A 25,680-nucleotide genomic window follows, 5' to 3' on the forward strand; every position below is an offset into this window, starting at 1 on the left:
GATAGGTGACGTCACCATGGGGTCGTGCCTTGCCTTGGTTTGCGCCTAACTCGCGGCGCCTCATGAAACCCAATTTGAGCCTGGATCACTCAAACTGGCGTTAATGAGTCTCACCCTAAGGGCCGCACATGGCCAAAGAATGTGCTGTTCGCCACAATCCTGTGGCAATGTCGGGCCGAAATCCGATCATTCACAGCTTTGAGCTTGGCGGCCGCCGAGGGTTCGACGAGAGAGTTGATGTAAAGAGGCCGATCCGATACACCCGATATCTATCTGATATCAAACCCTTTTCAGGGTTCAGCCATGCCGCAGCCGCAGGCCTGCCCTGCGGGGTGCGCCTCGCCCAGCGGACATGCGGGAAACGCCGCTCGCGGGATTCACCATGTTTTGTTATTTTCCCCTACGGCAAGCAAAATAACCGGTGGAGCCATCCCGGTCAGTCTCAAGTTTGAGACTGACCGTTATAGCGGGATGTTGTCATGTTTCTTGCGCGGAGCCTCGACATGCTTGTTGCGCAACATGGCCAAGGCGCGTGCCACGCGTTTGCGCGTCTGCGAGGGCTGGACCACTTCGTCAATATAGCCGCGTTCGGCGGCGACGAAGGGGGAGAGGAATCGGTCCTCATAGCCCTTGACGTGCTTGGCGATCTTTTCCGGATCATCCATGTCCTGGCGGAAGATGATCTCCACGGCTCCCTTGGCGCCCATCACCGCGATCTGGGCGGTCGGCCAGGCATAGTTGACATCGGCCCCGACATGCTTGGAAGCCATGACGTCATAGGCGCCGCCATAGGCCTTGCGGGTGATCACGGTCACCAGTGGCACCGTGGCCTGCGAATAGGCGAACAGGAGCTTGGCACCGTGCTTGATCAACCCGCCATATTCCTGCGCCGTGCCGGGCAGGAAGCCGGGAACGTCGACCAGCGTGACGATCGGGATCTCGAAGGCGTTGCAGAAGCGCACGAAACGAGCAGCCTTGCGGCTGGCGTCGGAATCGAGCACGCCGGCCAGCACCATCGGCTGGTTGGCCACGATGCCGACGGTCCGCCCGGCAATGCGCGCGAAGCCCGTGATGATGTTGCGCGCGAACTTCTCCTGGATCTCGAAGAAGTCCCCCTCGTCCGCCAGCTTGGTGACAAGCTCCTTCATGTCATAGGGTTTGTTGGGATTGTCGGGCACCAGCGTGTCGAGCGAGGGTTCGAGCCGCTCGATATCGTCGAAGGACGGGATCTCCGGCGGCCCCTCGCAATTATTGGCCGGCAGGAAGTCGATCAGTCGTCTCATCTGAAGCAAGGCCTCGACATCGTTCTCATAGGCACCGTCGGCCACGGAGGAGCGTACGGCATGCACCGAAGCGCCGCCGAGTTCCTCGGCCGTCACCGTCTCGTTGGTCACCGTCTTGGTGACGTCGGGGCCGGTGACGAACATGTAGCTGGTGTCCTTCACCATGAAGATGAAGTCGGTCATCGCTGGCGAATAGACGTCGCCGCCGGCGCAAGGACCCATGATCAACGAGATCTGCGGGATCACGCCGGAGGCCAGCACATTGCGCCGGAACACCTCGCCATAACCACCGAGCGCAGCGACGCCCTCCTGGATACGGGCACCACCGGCGTCGAACAGACCGATGATCGGCGCCCGGTTCTTGAGTGCCATATCCTGGATCTTGTTGATCTTGGTGGCGTGGGTCTCCGACAGCGAGCCGCCGAACACCGTGAAGTCCTTGGCGAAGACGAAGACCTTGCGGCCATTCACCGTACCCCAGCCGGTGACGACGCCGTCGCCAGAGATATGCGCACGGTCCATGCCGAAATCGACGGCGCGATGCTCGACGAAGGCATCGAATTCCTCGAAGGAACCGGCATCGAGCAGCAATTCCAGGCGCTCGCGTGCGGTAAGCTTGCCCTTGGCGTGCTGTGCTGCGATGCGTTTTTCGCCACCGCCCAACAGGGCCTGGGTGCGGCGTGACTGGAGTTCGGCCAGGATATGCTTCATGAAGGGCGCTTCCCGCGGCTCTTGTTTGAACCTGCCGCGCCTTGTTCCATACAGCGATATCGCCTGGATTTCATCGTGCTCCGCCATTCCCCGGCGAAATTCCACAGGAACCGGCGCTTGCCGGCGCAAAACGCAGCTTGAGCAGGAAGGCCGCGGCCAACGTGATGCCGGCCAGCGCCAGGGAGAGGACGAGCGCCCCCTCTTGGCCCCACCATTCGATCACGCGGGCATAGATGACTGGCGCTCCGGCCGAAACGACGAAGCTCGGCGCCAGCAAGCGGCCGGTGATGGCGCCATAGGCGCGATGGTCGAACAGAACGAGCGGGACCGTGCCCCGCGTAATCGTTGCGAGGCCGTTGCCGGCGCCATAGCCAAGGGCGAACAGCATGGCGGCCGCCAACGAGTAACCACCGGCGAACCCTGCGGCAAAGGAGAGCGGCAGAAGAGAGCAGGCCAGGAGATTGAGCGCGAGCGGATGCAGGCGGGTGCCGAACAAGATCTCGGCAAGCCTCGCGGCGGACTGGCCGATGCCCCGCAGCGTCGCGACCCAGACCGCCGAGGTCTGAGCGAGGCCAAGCCCCGCCAGGATGGCGATCATGTGGGATGACATGCCGGCGTTCAGAAAATTCATGATGGTAGTGATCAGGGCGTAGAGCACGCCGGCAAGAAGGAGGCCGGAACCGGTTCCGCCGAACGTCGGCCGGGAGTCCTCCGCATTGGGTACCGGCCTGTCGCGATGACGAATTGCAGGTAACGCCAAAGCGAGCGGTGCCGTCGCCAGCATCAGGCCGGCATAGACGAGGACGGCTCCCCGCCAGCCTAGACTATCGGCCAGCGCCGTTCCCAACGACCAGAACGCGGTGGAAGAAAGTCCGCCGGGCAGTGCGATCTGGGCCATCGCGCGGCGCGCATCGGCCCCACCGACGCGCGCCAGGGCGGCGAAGGCGGCATCGTAAAGCGTCAGCCGCATGGCCACGCCCAACACCAGCCAAGCGGCGAAATAAGCCGGCAGGGAATGGCTGGTGGCCAGCCCCAAGCATCCCAAGGCGGCGAGCACCGATCCGGTCGTCATCATGCCGCGGCCGCCGTGACGATCGATCAGCCGCCCGCAGAGCGGCGAAACCAGTCCCATCACCAGCAGAGCCAGGGCAAAGCCGCCATAGACGATGTCGCGCGACCAGCCAAGGTCCTCGGCCATCCGCTCGCCGAAGCCGCCGACCAGATAATAGGTGGCGCCCCAGGCCACGAACTGGAAAAGGCCGAGACAAAGGACGGTACGACGCTCGATCACCGCCCGGCCTCGCTGTCGAGGGGCGGCGCGCCATTCCCGATCCCGAGGGAACGCTGCATCAGCACGGTATCGACCCAACGCCCGAGTTTGAAGCCGACCGATGTCAGCACGCCCGCCTCGGAAAAGCCCAGGCGCCGATGCAAGGCGATCGAACCGGTATTGCCGCTATTGCCGATGACGGCCAGCATCTGACGCCAGGGGCCGGCCTCGCAGCGGGCGATCAGTTCCTCCAACAGGAGGCGGCCGACGCCTCGCCCACCCATGTCCGGGGCGACATAGACGGAATCCTCGACGGTGTAGCGATAGGCCGGGCGTGGCCTGTAGGCCGTGGCGTAGCTGTAGCCCACCACGCGCCCTTCCGCCTCCGCCACGAGATAGGGCAGTCCCTGGGCGAGAACGCCGCGGCGGCGCGAAACCAGCTCATCCAGGCTTGGCGGCACTTCCTCGAAGCTCGCCAGCCCCTGCAGCACGTGGTGGGCATAGATCGGCTGCACCGCCGCCATGTCGCTCTCGCGGGCATCCCGCACGAGGATCGCAGCGGCGTTGGCGGTTGGATCCATCCGATTCGCTGTCATTGCCATCGCCTGATTGCATCCCTTCATAGCAGGATCGCTCCTCGTCGCCACGGGGTGACCGGCCAGCGCTCCCCGCCGGGTGACGCCGATATCGGCCAGCAACCGATCGTCGAGTTCTCGCAATGCCGCCCGCTGATGCAGGCGCGACCGGGGAGACAAAGCGAGATAGCGCCCCGTTCCCCTGACAGCTGCCATGAATGCCATCGGCAGCGACAGGTGCTCTGCCATCTCGCGTTCTTCCCGTTTCGTGAAACCGGCCGGATTGTTGCTCCTCGCTTGAAATAAATGAAGCTTTGGAAAATCATGCAAAGCATAAGGAAATTTTTGGTACGAGAATAACTCCGATATGAACAACCTCAATCTCGACCACCTCAAAGCCTTCGCCGATGTCGTCGAGCTCGGCAGTTTCTCGGCGGCGGCGGAACGGCTGAACCTGACGCAACCCGCCGTCAGCCTGCAGGTCCGTCAGTTGGAGCGGCGCTTCGGCACCTTGTTGGTCGAGCGCGTTGGCCGCCGGACAAGACCGACGGCGGCCGGCGCAGACCTCCTGCTCCACGTCGCCCAAATCGATGCCGCAGTGCAGGCGGCGCTGGAAGCCGTGGCGCGCCATGACGGAAAGGTCATGGGAAAGGTACGCATCGGTACGGGCGCGACGGCTTGCATCTTCCTGTTGCCACCGGTTCTCAAGAAATTGCGGCAAGCCTTTCCGAACCTGGAAATTATCATCTCCACCGGCAATACGGCTGAGATCGCCAAGGCAGTCGAAGACAATCGCCTCGACATTGGCCTGGTCGCATTGCCGCTCTCCAGCCGTTCCCTGGAGATCGTTCCCGTGCTGGATGACCCCTTCCTGCTGATCGGCCCGCCGGGCATGACGCTCCCGCAGGAGGCGACGGCAGCAGTGGTCGCCGAGTTGCCGCTGCTGCTTTTCGAGCCAGGAGGCAATACCAGGCGCATCGGCGACGAATGGTTTGCTCAGGCAGGATTGTCTCCCAAACCGGTGATGTCGCTGGGCAGCGTCGAAGCGATCAAGGAACTGGTCAAGGCAGGGCTCGGATGCTCTATCCTGCCCGAAATGGCGGTTCGGGCAGAGGTAACGGCTTTCACCGTACGAAGCCTGACTCCCCTCCTGCATCGAACTCTGGCAGTGGTGCTCCGACGCGACAAGCCACTTCATCGCGGCCTGAAAGAAGTCTTTCGAGCCCTGCAGACCTTGGCGTGAGATGAGCGAGGAATTGAAACCAGCGCTTGAACCTTTCGCTGCAGCGCGTTAGTTCGACGTGCTCATCCTCATCGATAGGAAAAACCCATGTCGAGCCTGGCCGAACTGCGCCCCGATGCCCTCGCTGCCCTCCACGGCGAACTGACGCGCGAATATGAGGCCTTGAAAGACCGCAAACTCTCCCTCGACATGACGCGCGGCAAGCCGGCACCCGAACAGCTCGACCTTGCCGAAGGCATGCTCGCTCTGCCCGGCAACCGCGACCATCTCAGCGAAGCCGGTGAGGACACCCGCAACTATGGCGGCCTGCAGGGACTGGCCGAGGTGCGCAACCTGTTTGCGCCGGTACTCGGCGCGCCCGCCGCCCAGGTCATCGTCGGCAACAATTCCAGTCTGGCATTGATGCATGACGTCCATGTCTATGCATTGCTGCGCGGTGTCCCCGGCGGGCAGAAGCCCTGGAGCAAGGAAGAGGAGATCGCCATCCTCTGCCCGGTGCCGGGCTATGACCGGCATTTCGCCTTGAGCGAATCCTTCGGCATCAAGCTCATCCCGGTGCCGCTCACCGGCGAAGGCCCCGACATGGACGAAGTCGAGCGCCTGGCCGCCGACCCGAAGGTCAAGGCGATCTGGTGCGTACCGCAATATTCCAACCCCAGCGGCGAGACCTATTCGGATGCCGTGGTCGAACGCCTGGCGCGCATGAAGACGGGAGCCGCGGACTTTCGCATCCTATGGGACAACGCCTATGCGTTGCACCATCTCGGTGACACCCGGCCGCATCTCGCCAACATCCTGGAGGCCTGCGCGGCAGCAGGCAATGCCGACAGGGCTGTTGTCTTCGCCTCGACCTCGAAGGTCACCATCGCCGGCGCGGGCCTTGCCTTTATCGCCGCCTCCCCCGCCAATGTGCGCTGGTATCTCGACAATGCGAGCAAGCGCACGATTGGCCCCGACAAGCTCAACCAATTGCGCCATGTCCGCTTCCTGCGCGATCTCGACGGCATCCACGCCCATATGGAAAAGCACCGTTCCTTGATCGCCCCGAAATTCGCGGCAGTCGAGGAAGCCTTCGAACGCCGGCTCGCCAGCCATGGCTTCGCGCGCTGGACCAGGCCTGCCGGCGGCTACTTCATCATTCTGGACGTGCTAGAGGGCACGGGCTCCCGCGTAGTGGCGCTCGCCAAGGCCGCCGGCCTGGCGCTTACCCCGGCCGGTTCCACGCATCCTTACGGCAGGGACCCTGAGGACCGGACCTTGCGCATCGCGCCGACCTATCCGAGCCTCGCCGAGGTAAAGCTGGCCGCCGATGCCGTGGCACTCTGCACCTTGCTGGCGGCGTGTGAAAAGCGCATGGCTGCGTAAAGGATCTGGAGCGCGGACAGGATGTCCGCGCTCCAGATTACCGTCCCAGTGCCAGCAGGCGCGACGCCGCTTCCATCTCGCGCCAGCGCCAGGCGCGGCGTTTCTGAGCCTCTTCGTCCTGGCCCCAGAGCTCGGCCTGATAATCTTCGTCGACATGGGCCGCGGCCCAGGCCGCCTCCGGCTCCAGATAACCGTCTGCAACCGCCAGTGCCAGGATGACGGAACCGGTCAGCGTGGTGACCGCGTGGAGGCTGGCGAGGCCGTATTCGTCATGGCGGGCCACGGCCTCGGCAATGGCGGCCAGGGCTTCCGGGGATTGCTGCTTGTGCTGGATGCCGCGCGTGACGACGAGCTTGGCACCCAGATGACCGGCTGCCCAGGCCAGCACCGGATCCCAGGCTTCGTCCTGGCGCCGAACCAATTCTTCGGGCTGGTCCGCCCTGTAGCAGAGCGAATCCGAGCCGCCATATTTGGCGATCTCGTCGATCACGGCCTGCCGCGACGTGCGCACGCCATCGATCGCCGAGTTGGCGATACGGGTGATCGGCATGGAGAAGGGATCGATATGGCTTCCCTGCCCGTTCCACTCTGCTGCGGCAGCTTCTGCCATTTCAGGCCTGACAAAGGCCAGCAAGGCCTTGGCGGGGGTACGGGCGACCCGTCCGTCCAGTGCCACGGCATGCTGCCCTTCCCGCTCGACCACGCTCGCCTGACTGTAAAAGCGCTTGGGCAGTTCGGGCTTCATGCCCTTCTGGGCGGCATGCATCGGATCGGGCGTGGCGCCGTCGCGGAACCAGTCGCTATAGAAATCGCGGTCGCTCATTGTGGCTGAGGCACCCTGAAAGCTTCGACGAGCGGCAGCAATTGCCCGAAGTCGTCGATGATATGATCGGCCCCCGCCTCGGCGAGCTCAGAAACCGGGTGATTGCCCCAGCTGACGCCGATAGTGCGGGCACCGGCGCTGCGCCCCATCAAGATGTCGAAACTGGTATCGCCGATCATGATGGCATCCTCTGGGCGCAGGCCCACCTCGCCAGCCCCCTGCACGACCATGCCGGGATCGGGCTTGGAGGGCGCGGTATCGGCGGTCTGAATCGTGGCGAACAGCCCCTCCCAGCCGAAACTTTCGAGGATACGATCGACGCCGCGGCGTGACTTGCCGGTCGCCAGGCCCAGGATCACATCATCGCGCCGGCGCAACTCGGCCACCGCCTCCGCCGCACCCGGAAACAGCGGCGGCGCGAAGGCTGGGTCGTTGACGCGGGCGAGAAAGGCTTCGCGATAGAAGCCGGCAGCCTTTTCGATATCGCCGGTGCTGGTGTCGTCGCCGAACAGGCGCTGGATTGCAGGCACCAGCGAGAGCCCGACGATGCTTAGCATCTCCGCGCGCGGCAGCGGCTGGCGCTCCATGCCCTTGAAAGTCTCGACCAGGCAGGCGTGGATCAGGTGCTGGCTGTCGAGCAGCGTGCCGTCGACGTCAAACAGGACAAGTTTCACGTCTCAATCCTCCGGAGCGTCGACGATGGGATCATAGGCCGAGGTGTCGAAGCCCAAAATCTCGAAGCTCTGCTTCATATGCGGCGGCAAGGGTGCGGTGACGTCGAGCGTGCCGCCACGCGGATGTGGCAGGGTGATCCGGCGCGCATGGAGGTGCAGCTTCTTCGGCAGTTCCTCGGGAATGTTTTCCATGGCTTCCCCATATTTGGGGTCGCCGATAATGGGATGGCCGATATGGGCGGTATGGGCGCGCAGCTGATGGGTGCGGCCGGTCACAGGCTTGAGCGAGAGCCAGGACACCGAATTGGCAGCGCGATCGACCAGCGAATAATAGGTGATCGAATGCACGGCTTCTTCATCGCCATGCTTCATCACCCGGACCTTCTCGCCGTCCATGCCGAGCTGCTTGGACAGGAAGAGCGAGATACGGCCCTGCTTGGGCGCAGGCACGCCCTTGACCAGGGCCCAATAGATCTTGCGGGCTGAGCGGGTGCGGAAGATCGCGCCCAGATCGGAGGCCGCCTTGCGCGTCTTGGCCAGCACCAGCACGCCGGAAGTATCGCGATCGAGACGGTGAACGAGACGGGGCTTCTCGCCATCCGGCCCGGCCAGAGCCGCGAGCATGCCGTCGACATGACGCTCGGTGCCGGAACCGCCCTGGACGGACAGGCCATGCGGCTTGTTGATCACCAGGACGTCGCTATCCTCGTGCAGGATCAGGGAGCGGATGAAATCGGCGTCCTTCTGGTTCTGCGACGAGCGCTTGACGCTGGTGATCGCCGGATCGGAACGCGGCAGCGGCGGCACGCGAACAGTTTGATCCTTGCTGAGGCGGTCATTGGTCTTGACGCGCGCGCCGTCGACCCGAATCTGGCCGGAACGCAGCAATTTTTGCAGATGGCCGAAGGCGAGCTCCGGGAAATGCGTCTTGAACCAACGGTCGAGACGCATGCCGTCCTCATCGGCGGTGACAGTACGGGTTTCGACCAGAAAGGACATCAAGGTTCCGACAGTGATTAAGGGATCGCGTCCCTATAAAGCAGCGCAGCGCCGCTGTCTGCCGGAAATCTCCCAAAGGCGCGTCGCCTACCTGTTGAACCTGCGAATGGGTCGACTTGCTAGGCTCGATGCAGTTCACCCGAGGGAGAAACGCTCCGATTTGTCATAGCCAGGCTCGGCCCAGCTATCCAGAAGCTCCCGCGCAACCGGCCAAGGCTGGATTGCCGGGTCATGCCCGGCAATGACAAGGGCCGCTAAGCCCCGACTTCCAGGCCCTCGATGCCCGGCAGCCCTTCACAGCAGTCGGCCACGAAGAAAGTCACGAAGGCGCTGGCCTTGCCGGCGGCGATGCGGCAGCGCTGTACCCGGCCCTGCCGCTCTTGCGTCATCAGGCCAACGGCCAATAATTGCGCGATATGATGGGCCAGCGTCGATTTGGGAATGCCAAGTTCCCTTTGGATGTCGCCGACAGCCAGGCCATCGTCTCCCGCCTTGATCAGCAGTTGAAAAATCTGAAGCCTGTGCGGGTGGCCGAGCTCAGCCAAACACCGCGCCGCATCGTCAAATGCCATATCCGCCAGCGCCATTGTGTTTTCGTGCGCCTCCAAAATGCTTCAAGATCGTCCAGGAATCGGCCAAGGACCGTCTGCGCCCCTGCCAGAAAGGATCAGCCCGGTCGAAAACTTTTTCAAGTTCGCTTCTCTCAATGCCGATATCACGCAACACCCGATCGCTCAGGCCATCGAAGTACTCGATATTGGCACGGCGCTGGCGCTCCGCAAGCAAATCCCCGAGAATGTCTTTGATCCAGCCAAACATGGTCGCCTCCTGAATAGCACCATAGTTCTAGAAATGTAGTCCTATTTTTCGAGTTTACAAGGGGGCATGCGGTGAAGCAGGAGGAGGACAAGCCGATACGGGCCAAGGGCGGCTGCCTGTGCGGATCGGTGCGTTATGTCGTCCGCGGTGCCCTGGCGGACGTGAAGGCTTGCCATTGCCTGATATGCCGGCGTCTGCACGGCTATTGTTGCGCCTACACGGCCTGCGATGCCGCCGATCTCGAGATCCTGCCCTCAACGCGACTGCGTTGGCATCGCGCTTCCCCAATGGCCCGGCGTGGCTTCTGCTCCAAATGCGGAGCACAGCTTTTTTCGATCGGCACCGGCCGCAATCATGTCTCCCTGACGGCCTCGAGCCTTGACGAGCCCACAGGCCTCAAGCTCGCCAAGCATGTCTGCGTGAATCAGAAGGGAGATTATTACGAACTTGCCGACGGCCTACCCCAAGAGGGTGGACGAGACCCGGGAGGTGGGCATTGAAGGGCCGGCCAGTACCCCTCAACCCCATCTCCCCACGACAAGCGACAAACAAAGGAAGATTGGTCATGTCCATAGGCCAGGAACGTCCGATACGGGCGACGGGCGGCTGTCTGTGTGGTTCGGTGCGCTATACCATCCGCGGCGCCGTGCGCGACGTCTGGGCTTGTCACTGCATCTTATGCCGAAGGCTGCACAGCCATTTTGCGGCCTATGCGGCCTGCGATCCCGCCGATCTCGAAATCGCTCCGACGAACAAGCTGCGTTGGTACCGATCTTCGCCAACCGCCCGCCGCGGTTTCTGCTCCAAATGCGGTGCCCAGATCTTCTGGGATGGCAAGGGCAGCGACCACATATCCATTGCGGCCGGAACGCTCAACGAACCGACCGGCCTCAAACTGGTCAAGCATATCTGCGTGAATCAAAAGGGAGACTACTACGAGATTGGCGACGGCCTGCCACAAGAAGGGCAAGAACGCGATTGTCTATGAACGCGCGGGCGTACCGGCTTTCAGAACATCGCCAATACACCTGGCGGCGCTCGCCAGGACGTCCGTCTCAAATCCCGAAAAGCCGAGCACGAGGCCCTGACGGGCTGGGGCGTCCAGATACATGGGTGACAAGGCCCGCGCGCCGACGCCTTCGGCGAACAGCCGTTGGACCATGTCGCGATCACCCGCCGAAGCAGCCAGCGCCGCCACCAGATGGAGCCCATGCTCCGGCACGGCAAAGTCGAGTTCCCCTGCGCAATGAAGGCGCAGGGCGGTGACGAACCCATCCCGCGCGACCTGCACGCGGCGGCGGGCCCGGCGCAGATGGGCTGCGAAATGGCCATCGTTGAGGAAATCGGCGACGGCGCCCTGCACCAGGGTGGGCGGTTGGCGGTCGGACAGGGTTCTCAGGCGCAGCACCCTGTCGAGCAGGGCCGCAGGCAGCACCGCATAGCCGATGCGGATGCCGGGGAACAGGACCTTGGAGAACGTACCAAGATAGGCGACCCGATCGGCGCCGTCCATGCCCTGCAAGGCGGTGAGCGGCGGACCCGAGAACCGGAACTCGCTGTCATAGTCGTCCTCGACGATCCAGGCATCGTTGCGATCAGCCCAGTCGATGAGAGCCAGGCGACGCCGCATGGTCATGGTGACGCCGAGCGGGAACTGGTGGGAGGGCGTGACATAGACGAGACGCCCCCCAGCTTCGAGCGTCTCGCCTCTGGCGGCGTCGACCCCTTCCGCGTCGACGGGAACACCAATCAGCCTGGCGCCCGCTGCCTCCAGCGTGGCCCTGGCCAGAGGGTAGCAAGGATCCTCGATCCAGGCGGCATCGCCCGGCTTGAGAATGGTGCGCACGACAAGATCCAGCCCATGCATGGTCCCGGTGGTGACGACGATCTGCTCGGCATCGCAGCGCACGCCCCGTGCTGCGCGAAGATAGGCCGCGATGGCCTCCCGCAGCTTGCTTCCACCGCGCGGATCGCCATAACGGAAATGCTCCGGCCCCGGCTGGGCGAGGTTTCGCGAGAGCAGCCTGCGAAAGACACGCATGGTCTTGTCGTCGATGGTGGCCACGCCTAGTTCACAGGGGAGTGCCGGCGAGGCCGAGGCCTGCCCAGGCTCGCCGCCGGGCCGCTCCGAGACTGCCGGCACCTGCGCCGCGACGAAGGTGCCCGCCCCGATGCGTGCCTCGGCGAAGCCGTCGGCGACGAGCATCTCGAAGGCGGCGACCGCGGCAGCCCGCGACAGGCCCAGCCGCTTGGCGAGATCGCGCGTGGTCGGCAGTTTGGCGCCCGGCCGTGCCAGGCCCGTCTCGATCAGTCTACGTATGGCGACATAGAGTTCGCGCCTGCGCGGCCCTCGGCCTGGCAACACTGGCATGAGGGTCGACCAATCGGGCCAATTGGTTCGAATATTTTTATCCAAATTGGATCTTTCTTGAACCAATGCGATGACGCACCTTGCGCATATTCATCGTTGAAAGCAAGGCACCATGAAAGAACAGGAAGCCACGCCGGAGCGCTTCGCCGTCAGCGCCCGCAATCGCCTGAAGCGGCGGCACGACCGCGGCCGCTATGATCACGAGGCGGTTTATGCCGTGCTCGATGCCGGCCTTCTGTGCCATGTCGCCTATGTGATCGACGGCCAGCCCTATTGCACGCCGACCATTCACTGGCGCGAGGATGACTGGCTCTATTGGCACGGTTCCTCGGCCAGCCGCATGCTGCGCAACCTCAAGGGCGGCGTCCCGGTCTGTCTCACGGTCTCGCATCTCGACGGGCTGGTGCTGGCGCGTAGCGGCTTCAATCATTCGGCCAATTATCGCTCGGCAATCTGCTTTGGCACCGCTCGTATCATCGACGATCCGGACGAAAAGGCGAAGGCGCTGCTCGGCGTGGTCGATCGCTTCTACCCCGGCCGTGCCGAGGAACTGCGCCAGACGCATGGGCAGGAGAGCAAGGCGACCATGGTGATCGGCATGCGCATCGAGGAGGCCTCGGCCAAAGTGCGCGCCGCCGGCGTCGGTGATGACGAGGAGGATTACGGCCACCCGGTATGGGCCGGCGTCATCCCGATCCAAACGATGATTGGCGCCACCGAGGCCTGCCCTCGTCTATTGCCCGGCATGGCAAAAGGCGCTGGCCTGGCCGGCTATCGTGCCGGACGGCGGCTCGATGAGGCTTTGCTCGAAGCTCAACAGCTCTATGAAGGGGAAGAAGAGGTGGCAGCCTGACCCGGCGTTCCGGCACCGACTCGGGATCGGAGTGTCAATCTCCAGATTGACACTCTTAGAAACCGTCCCATTGCAGAAAGAGATGTCAATCGGGAGATTGACACTCCTATTTTCCGCGTCTTCGACCGCAAAGCTGACGCTCGCGGAAAGGCTTCCTCCCTGCCTACCCCTCGCCGCGCTCGCGCCGGATCTTGTCCCAATAGTCCAGACGCTTGCGGATCTCGCGCTCGAAGCCGCGCTCCACCGGTTCGTAGAACTGTCGCCGGCCAAGGGCATCCGGGAAGTAGTTCTGGCCGGAGAAGCCGTCCGGCTCGTCGTGATCGTAGCGATAGCCTTGGCCGTAGCTTTCGGCCTGCATCAGCTTGGTCGGCGCGTTGAGGATGATCTTGGGCGGCATCAGCGATCCCGCCTCCTTGGCGAGGCGCATGGCCGCCTTGTAGGCATTGTAGGCCGCGTTCGATTTCGGCGCCGTCGCCACATAGATCACCGCCTGCGCGATGGCGAGTTCTCCCTCCGGGCTGCCGAGGAAGTCATAGGCGTCCTTGGCAGCGTTGGCGACCACCAGGGCCTGCGGATCGGCGAGGCCGATATCCTCCACCGCCATGCGCACCACCCGCCGCGCGATAAACAGCGGATCCTCGCCGGCGTCGAACATCCGGGCGAGATAATAGAGCGCTGCGTCGGGATCGGAGCCGCGCACCGATTTGTGCAAGGCCGAGATCAGGTTGTAATGCCCGTCGGCCGACTTGTCGTAGATCGGCGCACGGCGCTGCAGCACCTGCTGCAGCTTGGCCGCGGTGAAGACCTCACCGGGCTTTGCCGCACGCCAAGCCTCCTCGGCCAGGGTCAGGCTGGCGCGGCCATCGCCATCGGCCATGCGCACCAGCGCCGCCCTCGCCTCATCGTCAACAGGCAGCTTCCTGCCCTCGACTTCCTCGGCATGATCGAGAAGACGCAGGATCGCCATGTCGTCCAGTGCATTGAACACCATGACGCGGGCGCGTGACAACAAGGCCGCGTTGAGCTCGAAAGACGGATTCTCCGTGGTCGCGCCGATCAGCGTCACGGTGCCGTCTTCCATCACCGGCAGAAAGCCATCCTGCTGCGCCCGGTTGAAGCGATGGATCTCGTCGACGAAAAGTAGTGTGCCGCGCCCCATCATGCGCCGCGAGCGCGCCGCCTCGAACACCTTCTTCAGATCGGCGACCCCGGTGAAGATCGCCGAAATCTGCTCGAAGGCGAGATCCGTTTCACCGGCCAGCAGGCGCGCCACCGTGGTCTTGCCGGTACCGGGCGGGCCCCAGAAGATCAGGCTGCCGACAGAGCCCGACGCCAGCAGCCGCGTCAGCGCTCCCTCGGGACCGACGAGATGATCCTGCCCGGCTACTTCTGAGAGGTGCTTGGGGCGCATCCTGTCGGCGAGCGGCCGTGGCGCCTCCTTCTCCAGACCCGCAGCGGAAAACAGATCCGACATCATCCCCCCAGGATCGTCGAAATTTGCTGGCCATCCCTGACGATGGTGATGCGCCACAGCCGGCGCGGTTCCTGCACCAAGGCGTCCAATGCCTTGGCATCATCGACCTTCTGGCCGTTGATGACCTGGATCACGTCCTTCTTCTGAAAGCCGAAATTGGCGGCGGCGCTATCGTCTTCGACATTGGTGATCACCACGCCATTGGTATCGAGCGGCATGCCGAGGGTTTCGGCTGTGGCGGGCGAGAGATTGGCGACCGTGGCACCGCTGAGCGGCGAGCGTCCCTGCAGCACCGTGTCGTCGCGCGGCGTGCTCTCGGGGGCGGCCGCAAGCTTGACCGAAACCTTCAGGCGCTCGCCCTTGCGCAACACCTCGAGCTGGGCTTCCCCCCCCAGGGGCTTGGTGGCGAAGCGATAGCCGAACTCGTCCGGATCGGAGACCGCGATACCGTCGACGGCCAGTACCACATCACCCGTCTGCAGCCCGCCTTGAGCCGCCGGCCCGTTCTTGGCGACCTCGGTCACCAGGGCACCAGCCGGCCGTTCCATCGACAGCGACTCGGCGATCTCGGACGAAACGCTCTGCATGCTGGCGCCGATCCAAGGGCGCAGGACCCGATCGGAACCGGCCTGGGCTGAGGCCACCACCACCTTGACCATGGCAGCGGGAATCGCAAAGCCGATACCGATATTACCGCCCGAACGCGAGACGATCGCGGTGTTGATGCCGACCAGCCTGCCGTTGAGATCGACCAAAGCGCCGCCGGAATTGCCCGGATTGATGGCTGCGTCCGTCTGAATGAAGGATTGAAAGTCGGACTGGCCGACCTGGCTGCGCGCCAGCGCCGAGACGATGCCGGAGGTCACCGTCTGCCCGACACCAAAGGGGTCACCGACGGCCAGAACCAGATCCCCCACCTGCACCTTGTCGGAATCGGCGAAATCAAGCGTGGCGAGATCAGCCTTCACGCCCTTGAGGCGGAGCACGGCAAGGTCGGCGCGCTGGTCCTTGAGAATGATATCGGCATCGAACTCCCGCTTGTCGGACAGGGCGACACGGACTTGCGTGGCATTGGCGATCACGTGGTAATTGGTGACGATCATGCCATCCTTGGCGACGATCACGCCCGAGCCGAGCGAGCGCTCCACCCGCTCGCGCGGCGCCGCTCCGCCGCCGAAGAACTGGCGGAAGAAGGGATCGTTGAACATCGGATTGGCCTGCGCCTTCTCGACATGCTGGGCATAGACGTTGACCACCGCGGCAGTCACGCTCTTGACCACTGGAGCAAAGGACAGCTTCACCTGCGCCGCGCTTTCGGGAACTACGCTTTCCTGAGCCTGCGCCGGCACGAGGCCGGCTAAGAGCACGAATGCGGCATAGGACAGTCGACGCATGGATGAACTCCGAGTGGGACAGTTTGATCGGTTTCGCAGATCCTTCTGAACCAGATCATGCGCAAAGCCAATGGTGCAAATGTGGTGATTGTCGCCGCAGATCACAGGTCTGACGCTAGATTTCCACGGCGTTTCAAAACGAAAAAGGGCGGTGCTTGCGCACCGCCCTTCAAATCTTGGATCCTGGATCGAAAGATCAGGCTGCTTCGGCCTGCTCATTGGCAACCGGCCCGGAGTCCTGGCCCTTTGCCGAGACGTCACGATCGACGAACTCGATCACGCCGATCGGCGCGGAATCGCCATGGCGGAAGCCAGCCTTCAGCACGCGGGTGTAGCCACCCTGACGGTCCTTGTAGCGGGTCGCCAGCACGTCGAAGAGCTTCTTGACGATGGTCTCGTCCTGAAGCGTCGCAATGGCCTGGCGGCGGGCATGCAGGTCGCCACGCTTGCCGAGCGTGACCAGCTTCTCGACGATCGGACGCAGGTCCTTGGCCTTGGGAAGCGTGGTGACGATCTGCTCATGCTTGATGAGCGAGGCGGCCATGTTCTCGAACATCGCCTTGCGGTGTTCGGCGGTACGATTGAATTTGCGGTGAGCCTTGCCGTGACGCATTGCCCTGTTCCTTCAAGTTTGGCAGCGCGATGCGCCAGATCAATAATGTTCTTCGAAGCGCTTGGCGAGCTCTTCGATGTTTTCCGGCGGCCAGCCGGGCACTTCCATGCCCAGATGAAGACCCATCTGAGCCAGCACTTCCTTGATCTCGTTCAAGGACTTGCGGCCGAAGTTCGGCGTACGGAGCATTTCGGCTTCCGTCTTCTGGATCAGATCGCCGATATAGACGATATTGTCGTTCTTCAGGCAGTTTGCCGAACGGACCGACAGTTCCAGCTCGTCCACCTTCTTGAGCAGCGCCGGGTTGAAGGCGAGTTCCGGAATGGCCGGGGCCTCGGATTCCTTCTTCGGCTCCTCGAAGTTGACGAAGACTTCGAGCTGATCCTGGATGATGCGGGCCGCATAGGCGAGCGCGTCTTCCGGGGTGATCGCACCGTTGGTCTCAACCGTCAGCGTCAGCTTGTCGTAGTCGAGGATCTGGCCTTCACGGGTGTTCTCCACCTTGAAAGCCACCTTCTTCACCGGCGAATAGAGGCTGTCGACCGGGATGAGACCGATCGGAGCATCTTCAGGGCGATTGCGGTCAGCCGCAACGTAGCCCTTGCCGGTGTTGATGGTGAATTCCATGCGGATCTCCGCACCCTCGTCCAGCGTGCACAGCACGTGCTCGGGATTGAGGATCTGGATGTCGCCGGTGGTCTGGATATCGCCAGCGAAGACCTGCCCCGGACCCTGCTTCTTCAGCACGATCCGCTTGGGTCCCTCGGCCGCCATCTTGACGGCGATCTCCTTGATGTTGAGGACGATATCGGTCACGTCCTCACGCACGCCGGGGATCGACGAGAACTCGTGCAACACGCCATCGATATGCACCGAGGTCACGGCTGCGCCCTGCAGGGACGACAGCAAGACACGGCGCAGCGCATTACCCAAAGTCACGCCAAAGCCACGCTCCAGCGGCTCGGCAACGGCAGTTGCCTGGCTCTTCGGATCTTCTCCCGGAGTCACTTCGAGCTTTTGGGGCTTGATAAGTTCCTGCCAGTTCTTCTGAATCACGACGACACCCTTCAATCGGTCTCGGTGCGGCCAATAAGCCCGGCACGCTCGAATAGCGGCCGGGCCATCTCAAATCGCGAAATTAGACGCGACGACGCTTGCGCGGGCGGCAACCATTATGCGGAATTGGCGTCACGTCGCGGATCGACGTGATCGTGAAGCCCGACGCCTGCAAGGCGCGCAGAGCCGATTCACGACCCGAACCCGGACCAGAAACTTCAACTTCCAACGTGCGCATGCCATGCTCGCTGGCCTTACGGCCGGCATCTTCGGCGGCCATCTGCGCAGCATAGGGGGTCGACTTACGCGAGCCCTTGAAACCCATCGTTCCCGAGGAGGACCAGGCAATCGTGTTGCCTTGGGCGTCGGTGATGGTGATCATGGTGTTGTTGAAGCTCGAATTGACGTGAGCAACGCCAGAAACGATATTCTTGCGTTCGCGACGGCGAACGCGACCAGCGGCTTCTTTTGCCATAGTATGGATCCTTCAAGCGCGCCCGTTGTACCAGGCGCTCGGGATTGAATAAAAACTTACTTCTTCTTGCCGGCGATCGGCTTTGCCTTGCCCTTGCGGGTACGGGCATTGGTATGGGTGCGCTGGCCACGAACCGGCAGGCTGCGGCGATGACGCAGACCGCGATAGCAGCCCAGATCCATCAGACGCTTGATGTTCATCGCGACGTCACGACGAAGATCACCTTCCACGATGTAATCGCGGTCGATCGCCTCACGGATCTGCAGGACCTCCTGGTCCGACAGCTGGTGGACACGGCGCTCAGGCGCGATGCCGACCTTGGCAACGATCTCCTTGGCCTTGGCGGAGCCAATGCCGTGGATATATTGCAGCGCGATCTCGACGCGCTTGGCGGTGGGAATGTTGACACCAGCGATGCGGGCCAATTTCCGGTCTCCAAATCTTTGATCCGGCGTGAGGCCGAATATCAGTTCAATCATCGCCGGCGAACCGGCAGCGCAAAAACGAGCCGTTCGCTCTAACCGAGCGATCGACCCGCGCGTCTTTGACGTGAGAGCCGTCTTCTAGAGATTCTCTGCGAAGACGTCAACTCGTAAAGACAAACTTCATGCATATCGCCTCACGGCGTATGCGAAACGGCGAATCAGACCGAGACCGCCGACAGGGTAGCGTCGATCTCGCGAGTGACCTCGTCGATCGACTTCATCGCATCGACCGGACGAAGATCGCCGCTCTTGCGATAATAGTCAGACAGCGGCGCCGTCTGGGCACGATAAGCTTCAAGACGAGTCTTGAAAGCTTCCGCATTGTCGTCCGGGCGTACCTTCTCGCCGCGAGCGACCGTCTCGGCAGCCCGCTTTTCGATACGCGACAGCAGCACCGACTCGTCGACCACGAACTCGATCACGGCGTCGAGACGCAAACCCTTCTCCGCCAACATCTTGTCGAGGGCCGAAGCCTGCGCCACGGTGCGCGGGAAACCATCAAGGATGAAGCCATTGGCCGCGTCCTTCTCCTCGATGCGGTCGGCGACGATGCCGACGACGATGTCATCCGACACCAGTCCGCCGGAATCCATGACGGCCTTGGCCTTAAGCCCAACCGGCGTACCGGCCTGCACGGCCGCGCGCAGCATGTCACCCGTCGAAAGCTGCGGAATGCCATGCTTTTCCGACAGTCTGACGGCCTGGGTTCCCTTGCCCGCCCCCGGCGGACCCAGCAGAATGAGCTTCATCAGCGACGGCTCCCCTTCAGCTTGGTCTTGCGTACCAGCCCTTCATACTGATGGGCAAGTAGATGGCCATGAATCTGGGCCAGCGTGTCCATCGAAACACTCACCGTAATGAGCAGCGAGGTACCGCCCAGTACGAAGGGAATCGAGGGGACCAGGTAATTCTGGATCTCCGGCACCATGCAGACCAGCGCAATATAGATCGCGCCGACCACGGTGATACGCGTGAGCACATAGTCGATGAACTTGGCGGTGTTCTCGCCCGGACGGATGCCGGGAATGAAGCCGCCGTGCTTCTTGAGATTGTCGGCCGTCTCGGTCGGGTTGAATACGATGGCCGTATAGAAGAAGCAGAAGAACACGATCAGCAGTGCGTACAGCACCATGAACAGCGGCTTGCCGTGATTGAGATAGATCGAGACATTCGCCAACCAGGAGTTGGGATTGCCCTGTGCCACGAAAGCGGCAGCCGTGGTCGGCAGCAGCAACAGCGACGAAGCGAAGATCGGCGGGATCACGCCCGACGTATTCAGCTTAAGCGGCAGATGAGAGGACTGGCCTTCATAGAGACGATTGCCGACCTGGCGTTTGGGATATTGGATCAGCAGGCGACGCTGTGCCCGCTCGAAGAACACGATGGCCAGCACCACGGCAACGGCGACGACGATCGACATCAGCAGCGTGACCGGCGACATGCCGCCCGTGCGCGCCAGATCGAGCATCTGGCCAAGATGAGCCGGGAACTCGGCGACGATGCCGGCCTGGATGATCAGGGACGTACCGTTGCCGATGCCGCGCGAGGTGATCTGCTCGCCGAGCCACAGCAGGAACATGGTGCCGCCGACCAGCGTGATGGTGGTCGAGATCTTGAAGAACAGCCCGGGCGCGAGCACGATGCCCCCCTGCCCGCCTTCCAGACCGATGGCAATGCCCCAGGCCTGCGCCGTCGCCAGCACCACCGTGAGGTAGCGCGTGTACTGGTTCATGATTTTGCGGCCGGCCTCGCCCTCTTTCTTGAGGGCCTCGAGCTGCGGCACGACAGTGGTCAGCAGCTGGATGATGATCGAGGCGGAAATGTAGGGCATGATCGCGAGCGCGAAGATCGCCATACGCGAAACGGCGCCGCCCGAGAACATGTTGAAGAGGCCGAGAATACCACCGGCCTGACCGTCGAAGGCAGACTTATAGGCATCGGGGTTGATTCCGGGCAGCGGGATATAGGTACCCAGCCGGTAGATGACCAACGCGCCAAGCGTAAACCAGATACGCTTCTTGAGTTCGTCAGCCTTGGAGAACGAACTCCAATTGATGCTCGCAGCAAGCTGCTCGGCCGCCGATGCCATGTGGTGCTCCGCCGTGTCGAAAGCGCGCCAAAAAAGGTGCGGCCCGCCAGACGAGGCGGGCCGCTTTCATATAGGATCAGGCTTCCGCCTTTGCCACAGCCTTCAGCACCTTGACCGAGCCGCCAGCCTTCTCGACCGCAGCCACGGCGCCCTTGGTCGCACCGGCGACTTCGAAGGCGAGCTTGGCCTTGATCTCGCCGCGGCCCAGCAGGCGCACGCCGTCAAGAACACGACGGATCACGCCAGCCTGCACCAGAGCCTCGGCGGTGACCGGAGCCTTGGCGTCGAGCTTGCCGGCGTCGACGGCGACCTGGATACGGTCGAGGTTCACCTCGGCGAAGTCCAGGGCAAAGATGTTGTTGAAGCCACGCTTGGGCAGGCGGCGATGCAGCGGCATCTGACCACCTTCGAAGCCCTTGATGGCGACACCGGTGCGCGAGGTCTGACCCTTGACGCCACGGCCGCCGGTCTTGCCCTTGCCAGAGCCGATACCGCGTCCGACGCGCATACGGGCCTTGGTCGCGCCTTCATTGTCGCGAAGATCGTTGAGTTTCATCGTCGCGTCTCCTTACTCGGCCTCGACCACGCGGACGAGGTGGCCGAGCTTGGCGATCATGCCACGCACGGCCGGCGTATCTTCCAGCGTGCTCTTGCGGCGGATCTTGTTAAGGCCCAGGCCGACGAGGGTCGCGCGCTGGTCCGAGGTGCGGCGGATCGGGCTACCGATCTGCTCGACCGTAACGGTCTTGGTCTTAGCCATCGCTCATCCCTCTCCGATCAGTCCGTCGACTCGGCGTCGATACCCTGACGCCGGTTCTGGATCTGCGACACCTTGAGGCTGCGACGAGCTGCGACCGAACGCGGGCTGTCCTCATGCTTCAGGGCGTCGAAAGTGGCACGCACCAGGTTGTAGGGGTTGGACGACCCCAGCGACTTGGCGACGACGTCATGCATGCCGAGCGATTCGAACACAGCGCGCATCGGGCCGCCGGCGATGATGCCGGTACCGGCCGGTGCAGCGCGCAAAATGACCTTGCCGGCGCCATGACGGCCATTGACGTCATGATGCAGGGTACGGCCTTCGCGCAGCGACACACGCACCAAACCACGCTTGGCCTGGTCGGTCGCCTTGCGGATGGCTTCCGGCACTTCGCGAGCCTTGCCATGGCCGAAGCCGACGCGGCCCTTCTGGTCACCAACGACGACGAGCGCCGCAAAACCGAAGCGCTTGCCGCCCTTCACCACCTTGGCAACGCGGTTAATGTGGACTAGGCGGTCCACGAACTCGCTGTCGCGCTCTTCGCGCTGACGATCACGTTCACGTTCACGAGCCATAGAATCCGTTCCTTAGAAGTTGAGGCCGCTTTCGCGGGCCGCATCGGCGAGCGCTTTGACACGCCCGTGGAAGATGTAGCCGCCGCGATCGAAAAAGACGTCCTTGACGCCCTTGGCAACCGCACGCTCACCGAGGAGCTTGCCGATTACCTTCGCGGCCTCGATGTCGGCACCCGTCTTCAAGCTGCCGCGCAGATCCTTTTCAAGCGTCGATGCGGAAACCAGCGTGCTGCCGTTTGCATCGTCGATGACCTGTGCGTAGATGTGCTTGGAAGAGCGGAAAACCGAGAGGCGCGGCCGTCCGTTCGCCACCGAGCGCAGCTGCCGGCGGACACGCGCCTTGCGGCGCTCAAGAGCTTGCCTTGCATTTGCCATTGATTGGCTCCGTTACTTCTTCTTGCCTTCCTTGCGGAAGATGAATTCGCCAGCATACTTGACACCCTTGCCCTTATAGGGCTCGGGGCCGCGATATTCGCGGATCTCAGCCGCGACCTGGCCGACCTTCTGCTTGTCGATACCCGACACGACGATTTCCGTCGGCTTGGGCGTCACCACGGTGATGCCTTCCGGAATCGGATAGTCGACGTCATGCGAATAGCCGAGCGACAGCTTGACGACCTTGCCAGCAACGGCGGCCTTGTAGCCGACGCCGTTGATCTCAAGACGCTTCTCGAAGCCCTGAGTCACGCCCACCAGGATGTTCGACACCATGGTGCGGGACATGCCCCACTGGGAGCGAGCGAGCTTGGAATCGTCCTTCGGGTCGACCTTGAATGCACCGTCCTTGAACTCAACCGAGATGAGATCGGGAACGGTGAAACTGAGTTCGCCCTTCGGGCCCTTGGCCTTGACGGTCTGACCATCCAGGCTGGGGGTGACGCCGGCGGGAACGGCAACCGGCTTCTTACCGATACGAGACATACTATTTCTCCTCCGGCTCAGAATACGGTGCAGATCACTTCGCCGCCGACATTGGATTCACGGGCCTGATGATCGGCCATGACACCACGCGGGGTCGAAACGATGGACACGCCCAGTCCGTTGGCGACGCGCGGAATGTCCTTGACGGACACGTAGACGCGGCGGCCGGGCTTGGAGACGCGGGCGATCTCACGGATCACCGGTGCGCCATCATAATACTTCAACTCGATCTCGAATTCGCTGCGGCCGTTGCCGAAATCGGTAACGGTGTAGTTGCGGATATAGCCTTCCGCCTGCAGCACATCGAGAACGCGAGCGCGCTGGCCGGAACCGGGCGTCGAAACGCTGGTCTTGCGGCGCATCTGCGCGTTACGGATACGGGTCAGCATATCGCCGACAGGATCATTGATCGCCATGACGATATCTCCTCACCAGCTCGACTTCACGAGGCCGGGAACCAGCCCCTTGGAACCGAGTTCGCGCAAAGCAATACGCGACATCTTCAGCTTACGGTAAACGGCGCGCGGACGGCCGGTCACTTCGCAACGGTTGCGCACGCGTTCCTTGGCGGAGTTGCGCGGCAATTCCGAGAGCTTCAGACGAGCGGTGAAGCGCTCTTCCATCGACAACGATTCATCATTGGCGATGGCCTTCAAGCGGGAGCGACGGCCAGCGTACTGCTTGGCAAGCTTCTCGCGGCGCTTGTTCTTCTCAATCGAACTTTTCTTAGCCATGTAGGTCTCCAACGTTCCGCGTTTGAGGGCGGATCAACCGCCTCACTGCCGGAAGGGGAAGTTCATCAACTTCAGAAGCGCACGCGCCTCGTCATCGCTCTTGGCCGTGGTGCAGACGACGATGTCCATACCCCAAACCTGATCGACCTTGTCGTAGTTGATCTCGGGGAACACGATGTGTTCCTTGAAGCCCATGGCATAGTTGCCACGGCCATCGAAGCTCTTCGGGTTGAGGCCACGGAAGTCGCGAACGCGCGGCAGCGCGATCGTCACCAGGCGATCGAAGAACTCATACATGCGGGTCTTGCGAAGGGTCACCTTCGCGCCGATCGGCATGTTCTCACGCACCTTGAACTGCGAGATCGCCTTGCGAGCCCGCGTGATCACCGGCTTCTGACCCGCGATCAAAGCGAGGTCGGCGGCCGCAACGGTGACCTTCTTGGTATCGGCGGTGGCTTCGCCCACGCCCATGTTCAGCACGATCTTGGAAATCGTGGGAACTTCCATCGGGTTCTTGTAGCCGAACTGCTTGATCAGCTCAGGACGAACCACATCATTGTAATAGGCCTTCAGACGCGGCGAATAGGCATCGCCATTCGCGGTCTCGGCTGCGGCTGGGGACTTAGCCATCGATCTGCTCTCCCGAACGCTTGGCGACGCGAACCTTCTTGCCGCCATCGAGAACCTTGAAACCAACGCGGGTCGGCTTGCCATCCTTGGGATCGGCAATGGCAACATTCGACAGGTGGATCGGCGCTTCCTTCGAAATCACGCCGCCTTCCTGGCTCGCAGTCTGGCGCTGATGGCGACGGACGACGTTCACGCCGCGGATGATCGCACGGTTCTCTTCCGGGAAAACCTGGATCACTTCACCGACACGGCCCTTGGAACGGCCGGTCATGACGACGACCTTGTCGCCCTTCTTGATCTTAGCGGCCATGTTACAACACCTCCGGGGCCAGAGAGATGATCTTCATGTGATTCTTGGCGCGCAGCTCGCGCGGAACCGGCCCGAAGATGCGGGTGCCGATCGGCTCTTTCTGATTGTTGATCAGCACGGCCGCATTGCGGTCGAAACGGATCACGGAGCCATCGGGACGACGGATGTCCTTGGCCGTACGTACGACCACGGCCTTCATCACATCACCCTTCTTGACGCGCCCGCGCGGAATGGCTTCCTTGATCGACACCACGATGATGTCGCCGACGGAGGCATATTTCCGCTTCGAGCCGCCCAAAACCTTGATGCACATCACGCGTCGGGCACCTGAATTGTCCGCGACGTCGAGATTCGATTGCATCTGAATCATGACGTACCCTCTTATTCTTCGCAGGCTGGTATCCGCTCACGGCGGACCCGGCCCAACCTCGGGTTTGGCGGCAGGATCGCAACCCAACCGCCGTGAAGTTCTCCACCTGCTCGGCTTTGAACCCACTTCGCCAACCTCACGGCCGGCAAATCATTTCACAAGCACGAAAGCGCGGCCAAGGCGGTGGAGACCTCCACCCCTTTCGCCAACGCTCCAGGAAAGCCGGTCTTCTAGCGATTCCTTCGTCCAACCACAAGCACAAAGCCGGCTTCCGCCGGCTTTTATTTTCACCGTGGTGGTGCGAAGGCGCAGAAAACGCCCCCCTCCCCGGCCTGACGATCAGGCCTTGGCTGCTTCCGCCGCCTGGTCGACGACGACCCAGCGCTTCAGCTTGGACATCGGGCGACCTTCTTCGATCCACACGATATCACCGACCTTGTGGCCGTTGCCCTCGTCATGAGCATGGTAATTCTTGGTGCGACGCACCGTCTTCTTCAGCAGCGGATGGGTGAAGCGGCGCTCCACCTTCACCACAATCGTCTTATCGTTCTTGTCAGAGACGACGACGCCTTGCAGGACGCGCTTGGGCATAAACTATCTCCTCAAGCCTTGGCTTTGGTCGCGGCCTTCTGGCTCTGAACCGTCTTGATCTTGGCGATGGTGCGACGGACTTTGCGCACTTCTGCCGTGTTTTCGAGCTGACCGGTGGCCTTCTGGAAGCGCATGTTGAACTGCGACTTCTTCTGCTTGGCGAGTTCATCGGCAAGCTGGTCGTCGGACAGCACCCTGATGTCAGTGGTCTTCATGG

General features: G+C 62.5%; 34 protein-coding genes. 5 read left to right on the plus strand and 29 right to left on the minus strand.

Annotated elements, in window-relative coordinates; all coding sequences use genetic code 11:
• Window positions 1-461: 461 nt before the first annotated feature.
• The 3 genes from ACN6KF_RS11340 to ACN6KF_RS11350 all read right to left on the minus strand — a co-directional run bounded on the left by ACN6KF_RS11340 (window position 462) and on the right by ACN6KF_RS11350 (window position 4,088).
• On the minus strand, window positions 462-1,994 hold the full coding sequence (locus ACN6KF_RS11340) for an acyl-CoA carboxylase subunit beta (RefSeq protein WP_434956945.1): 1,533 nt from the start codon (window positions 1,992-1,994) through the stop codon (window positions 462-464).
• Between the two features lie 70 nt (window positions 1,995-2,064).
• Entirely contained in the window at window positions 2,065-3,285 is a 1,221-nt protein-coding gene (locus tag ACN6KF_RS11345) for an MFS transporter (protein WP_434956946.1), read from the minus strand.
• On the minus strand, window positions 3,282-4,088 hold the full coding sequence (locus tag ACN6KF_RS11350; protein WP_434956947.1) for a GNAT family N-acetyltransferase: 807 nt from the start codon (window positions 4,086-4,088) through the stop codon (window positions 3,282-3,284). Before ACN6KF_RS11350 ends, ACN6KF_RS11345 begins: the two co-directional genes overlap by 4 nt.
• 118 nt (window positions 4,089-4,206) lie before the next feature.
• On the opposite strand from ACN6KF_RS11350, the gene ACN6KF_RS11355 reads away from it, so the two are divergent.
• Together ACN6KF_RS11355 and ACN6KF_RS11360 are read left to right on the plus strand one after the other, a co-directional pair.
• Window positions 4,207-5,082 carry a LysR family transcriptional regulator gene (locus ACN6KF_RS11355; RefSeq protein ID WP_434956948.1) on the plus strand — a complete coding sequence of 292 codons (876 nt, stop codon included), beginning with the start codon at window positions 4,207-4,209 and terminating at the stop codon, window positions 5,080-5,082.
• A gap of 87 nt (window positions 5,083-5,169) precedes the next feature.
• Entirely contained in the window at window positions 5,170-6,447 is a 1,278-nt protein-coding gene (locus ACN6KF_RS11360; protein ID WP_434956949.1) for an aspartate aminotransferase type Ic, read from the plus strand.
• A 37-nt stretch (window positions 6,448-6,484) separates the two neighbouring features.
• Here ACN6KF_RS11360 and ACN6KF_RS11365 read toward each other — a convergent pair whose 3' ends face one another.
• From ACN6KF_RS11365 to ACN6KF_RS11385, 5 genes are all read right to left on the minus strand, one after another.
• Window positions 6,485-7,270 carry an ATP12 family chaperone protein gene (locus ACN6KF_RS11365; protein WP_434956950.1) on the minus strand — a complete coding sequence of 262 codons (786 nt, stop codon included), beginning with the start codon at window positions 7,268-7,270 and terminating at the stop codon, window positions 6,485-6,487.
• Window positions 7,267-7,944 carry an HAD-IA family hydrolase gene (locus ACN6KF_RS11370; protein ID WP_434956951.1) on the minus strand — a complete coding sequence of 226 codons (678 nt, stop codon included), beginning with the start codon at window positions 7,942-7,944 and terminating at the stop codon, window positions 7,267-7,269. Before ACN6KF_RS11370 ends, ACN6KF_RS11365 begins: the two co-directional genes overlap by 4 nt.
• Window positions 7,945-7,947: 3 nt before the next feature.
• Complete coding sequence (locus tag ACN6KF_RS11375; protein ID WP_434956952.1) at window positions 7,948-8,943, minus strand: RluA family pseudouridine synthase; 996 nt, start codon at window positions 8,941-8,943, stop codon at window positions 7,948-7,950.
• 254 nt (window positions 8,944-9,197) lie between these two features.
• Window positions 9,198-9,530 (minus strand): ArsR/SmtB family transcription factor, encoded by a 333-nt coding sequence (locus ACN6KF_RS11380; RefSeq protein WP_434956953.1) that lies wholly within the window; start codon window positions 9,528-9,530, stop codon window positions 9,198-9,200.
• Complete coding sequence (locus ACN6KF_RS11385) at window positions 9,505-9,762, minus strand: YjiS-like domain-containing protein (protein ID WP_434956954.1); 258 nt, start codon at window positions 9,760-9,762, stop codon at window positions 9,505-9,507. Before ACN6KF_RS11385 ends, ACN6KF_RS11380 begins: the two co-directional genes overlap by 26 nt.
• 71 nt (window positions 9,763-9,833) lie before the next feature.
• Between ACN6KF_RS11385 and ACN6KF_RS11390 the strand changes: the two genes are divergently transcribed.
• Window positions 9,834-10,262: a GFA family protein gene (locus tag ACN6KF_RS11390; protein WP_434956955.1), complete on the plus strand. Its 429-nt coding sequence runs from the start codon at window positions 9,834-9,836 to the stop codon at window positions 10,260-10,262.
• Window positions 10,263-10,327: 65 nt separating this feature from the next.
• The gene (locus tag ACN6KF_RS11395) at window positions 10,328-10,750 is read left to right on the plus strand and encodes a GFA family protein (protein ID WP_434956956.1); all 423 of its coding nucleotides are present in this window, start codon (window positions 10,328-10,330) and stop codon (window positions 10,748-10,750) included.
• Here ACN6KF_RS11395 and pdxR read toward each other — a convergent pair.
• Entirely contained in the window at window positions 10,745-12,133 is a 1,389-nt protein-coding gene (gene pdxR / locus ACN6KF_RS11400; RefSeq protein WP_434956957.1) for a MocR-like pyridoxine biosynthesis transcription factor PdxR, read from the minus strand. The genes ACN6KF_RS11395 and pdxR overlap by 6 nt on opposite strands.
• Window positions 12,134-12,245: 112 nt before the next feature.
• Between pdxR and ACN6KF_RS11405 the strand changes: the two genes are divergently transcribed.
• Window positions 12,246-12,986, plus strand: coding sequence for a pyridoxamine 5'-phosphate oxidase family protein (locus ACN6KF_RS11405; protein ID WP_434956958.1), 741 nt, complete (start codon window positions 12,246-12,248; stop codon window positions 12,984-12,986).
• A gap of 163 nt (window positions 12,987-13,149) precedes the next feature.
• Here the strand turns inward: ACN6KF_RS11405 and ACN6KF_RS11410 are convergent, their stop codons facing one another.
• The 20 genes from ACN6KF_RS11410 to rpmC all read right to left on the minus strand — a co-directional run bounded on the left by ACN6KF_RS11410 (window position 13,150) and on the right by rpmC (window position 25,678).
• Window positions 13,150-14,460 (minus strand): replication-associated recombination protein A, encoded by a 1,311-nt coding sequence (locus tag ACN6KF_RS11410; RefSeq protein WP_434959655.1) that lies wholly within the window; start codon window positions 14,458-14,460, stop codon window positions 13,150-13,152.
• Complete coding sequence (locus tag ACN6KF_RS11415) at window positions 14,460-15,854, minus strand: Do family serine endopeptidase (RefSeq protein ID WP_434956959.1); 1,395 nt, start codon at window positions 15,852-15,854, stop codon at window positions 14,460-14,462. The genes ACN6KF_RS11410 and ACN6KF_RS11415 overlap by 1 nt, the downstream gene beginning before the upstream one ends.
• Before the next feature lie 196 nt (window positions 15,855-16,050).
• Window positions 16,051-16,467 carry a 50S ribosomal protein L17 gene (gene rplQ, locus ACN6KF_RS11420; protein ID WP_434956960.1) on the minus strand — a complete coding sequence of 139 codons (417 nt, stop codon included), beginning with the start codon at window positions 16,465-16,467 and terminating at the stop codon, window positions 16,051-16,053.
• Between the two features lie 39 nt (window positions 16,468-16,506).
• Entirely contained in the window at window positions 16,507-17,538 is a 1,032-nt protein-coding gene (locus tag ACN6KF_RS11425) for a DNA-directed RNA polymerase subunit alpha (RefSeq protein ID WP_434956961.1), read from the minus strand.
• A gap of 67 nt (window positions 17,539-17,605) precedes the next feature.
• Window positions 17,606-17,998 (minus strand): 30S ribosomal protein S11, encoded by a 393-nt coding sequence (gene rpsK / locus ACN6KF_RS11430; protein ID WP_068292125.1) that lies wholly within the window; start codon window positions 17,996-17,998, stop codon window positions 17,606-17,608.
• A 56-nt stretch (window positions 17,999-18,054) separates the two neighbouring features.
• Window positions 18,055-18,423 carry a 30S ribosomal protein S13 gene (gene rpsM / locus ACN6KF_RS11435; protein ID WP_434956962.1) on the minus strand — a complete coding sequence of 123 codons (369 nt, stop codon included), beginning with the start codon at window positions 18,421-18,423 and terminating at the stop codon, window positions 18,055-18,057.
• Window positions 18,424-18,641: 218 nt separating this feature from the next.
• On the minus strand, window positions 18,642-19,232 hold the full coding sequence (locus ACN6KF_RS11440; protein ID WP_434956963.1) for an adenylate kinase: 591 nt from the start codon (window positions 19,230-19,232) through the stop codon (window positions 18,642-18,644).
• On the minus strand, window positions 19,232-20,572 hold the full coding sequence (gene secY / locus ACN6KF_RS11445) for a preprotein translocase subunit SecY (protein WP_434956964.1): 1,341 nt from the start codon (window positions 20,570-20,572) through the stop codon (window positions 19,232-19,234). The genes ACN6KF_RS11440 and secY overlap by 1 nt, the downstream gene beginning before the upstream one ends.
• A 76-nt stretch (window positions 20,573-20,648) precedes the next feature.
• The gene (gene rplO, locus ACN6KF_RS11450) at window positions 20,649-21,128 is read right to left on the minus strand and encodes a 50S ribosomal protein L15 (RefSeq protein ID WP_434956965.1); all 480 of its coding nucleotides are present in this window, start codon (window positions 21,126-21,128) and stop codon (window positions 20,649-20,651) included.
• Window positions 21,129-21,140: 12 nt separating this feature from the next.
• On the minus strand, window positions 21,141-21,332 hold the full coding sequence (gene rpmD / locus ACN6KF_RS11455; RefSeq protein WP_068292106.1) for a 50S ribosomal protein L30: 192 nt from the start codon (window positions 21,330-21,332) through the stop codon (window positions 21,141-21,143).
• 17 nt (window positions 21,333-21,349) lie between these two features.
• The gene (gene rpsE / locus ACN6KF_RS11460) at window positions 21,350-21,907 is read right to left on the minus strand and encodes a 30S ribosomal protein S5 (RefSeq protein ID WP_434956966.1); all 558 of its coding nucleotides are present in this window, start codon (window positions 21,905-21,907) and stop codon (window positions 21,350-21,352) included.
• A 12-nt stretch (window positions 21,908-21,919) separates the two neighbouring features.
• Window positions 21,920-22,282, minus strand: coding sequence for a 50S ribosomal protein L18 (rplR, locus tag ACN6KF_RS11465; RefSeq protein ID WP_434956967.1), 363 nt, complete (start codon window positions 22,280-22,282; stop codon window positions 21,920-21,922).
• Window positions 22,283-22,294: 12 nt separating this feature from the next.
• A complete protein-coding gene (gene rplF / locus ACN6KF_RS11470; protein ID WP_434956968.1) occupies window positions 22,295-22,828 on the minus strand; it encodes a 50S ribosomal protein L6 in 534 nt (177 codons plus the stop codon).
• A gap of 17 nt (window positions 22,829-22,845) precedes the next feature.
• Window positions 22,846-23,244: a 30S ribosomal protein S8 gene (gene rpsH / locus ACN6KF_RS11475; RefSeq protein ID WP_068292097.1), complete on the minus strand. Its 399-nt coding sequence runs from the start codon at window positions 23,242-23,244 to the stop codon at window positions 22,846-22,848.
• Window positions 23,245-23,256: 12 nt separating this feature from the next.
• Window positions 23,257-23,562 (minus strand): 30S ribosomal protein S14, encoded by a 306-nt coding sequence (gene rpsN, locus ACN6KF_RS11480; protein ID WP_068292095.1) that lies wholly within the window; start codon window positions 23,560-23,562, stop codon window positions 23,257-23,259.
• Between the two features lie 42 nt (window positions 23,563-23,604).
• A complete protein-coding gene (gene rplE, locus ACN6KF_RS11485; protein WP_149254719.1) occupies window positions 23,605-24,192 on the minus strand; it encodes a 50S ribosomal protein L5 in 588 nt (195 codons plus the stop codon).
• Entirely contained in the window at window positions 24,185-24,502 is a 318-nt protein-coding gene (gene rplX, locus ACN6KF_RS11490; protein WP_149254718.1) for a 50S ribosomal protein L24, read from the minus strand. The genes rplE and rplX overlap by 8 nt, the downstream gene beginning before the upstream one ends.
• A 1-nt stretch (window position 24,503) precedes the next feature.
• Complete coding sequence (rplN, locus tag ACN6KF_RS11495; RefSeq protein ID WP_149254717.1) at window positions 24,504-24,872, minus strand: 50S ribosomal protein L14; 369 nt, start codon at window positions 24,870-24,872, stop codon at window positions 24,504-24,506.
• Window positions 24,873-25,211: 339 nt separating this feature from the next.
• The gene (gene rpsQ / locus ACN6KF_RS11500; RefSeq protein WP_149254716.1) at window positions 25,212-25,463 is read right to left on the minus strand and encodes a 30S ribosomal protein S17; all 252 of its coding nucleotides are present in this window, start codon (window positions 25,461-25,463) and stop codon (window positions 25,212-25,214) included.
• Window positions 25,464-25,474: 11 nt separating this feature from the next.
• Window positions 25,475-25,678: a 50S ribosomal protein L29 gene (gene rpmC / locus ACN6KF_RS11505; protein WP_149254715.1), complete on the minus strand. Its 204-nt coding sequence runs from the start codon at window positions 25,676-25,678 to the stop codon at window positions 25,475-25,477.
• Window positions 25,679-25,680 lie beyond the last annotated feature (2 nt).

Origin of the sequence: Labrys methylaminiphilus subsp. lupini (genome assembly GCF_051161885.1) — a bacterium.
Taxonomy (GTDB): Bacteria; Pseudomonadota; Alphaproteobacteria; order Rhizobiales; family Labraceae; genus Labrys.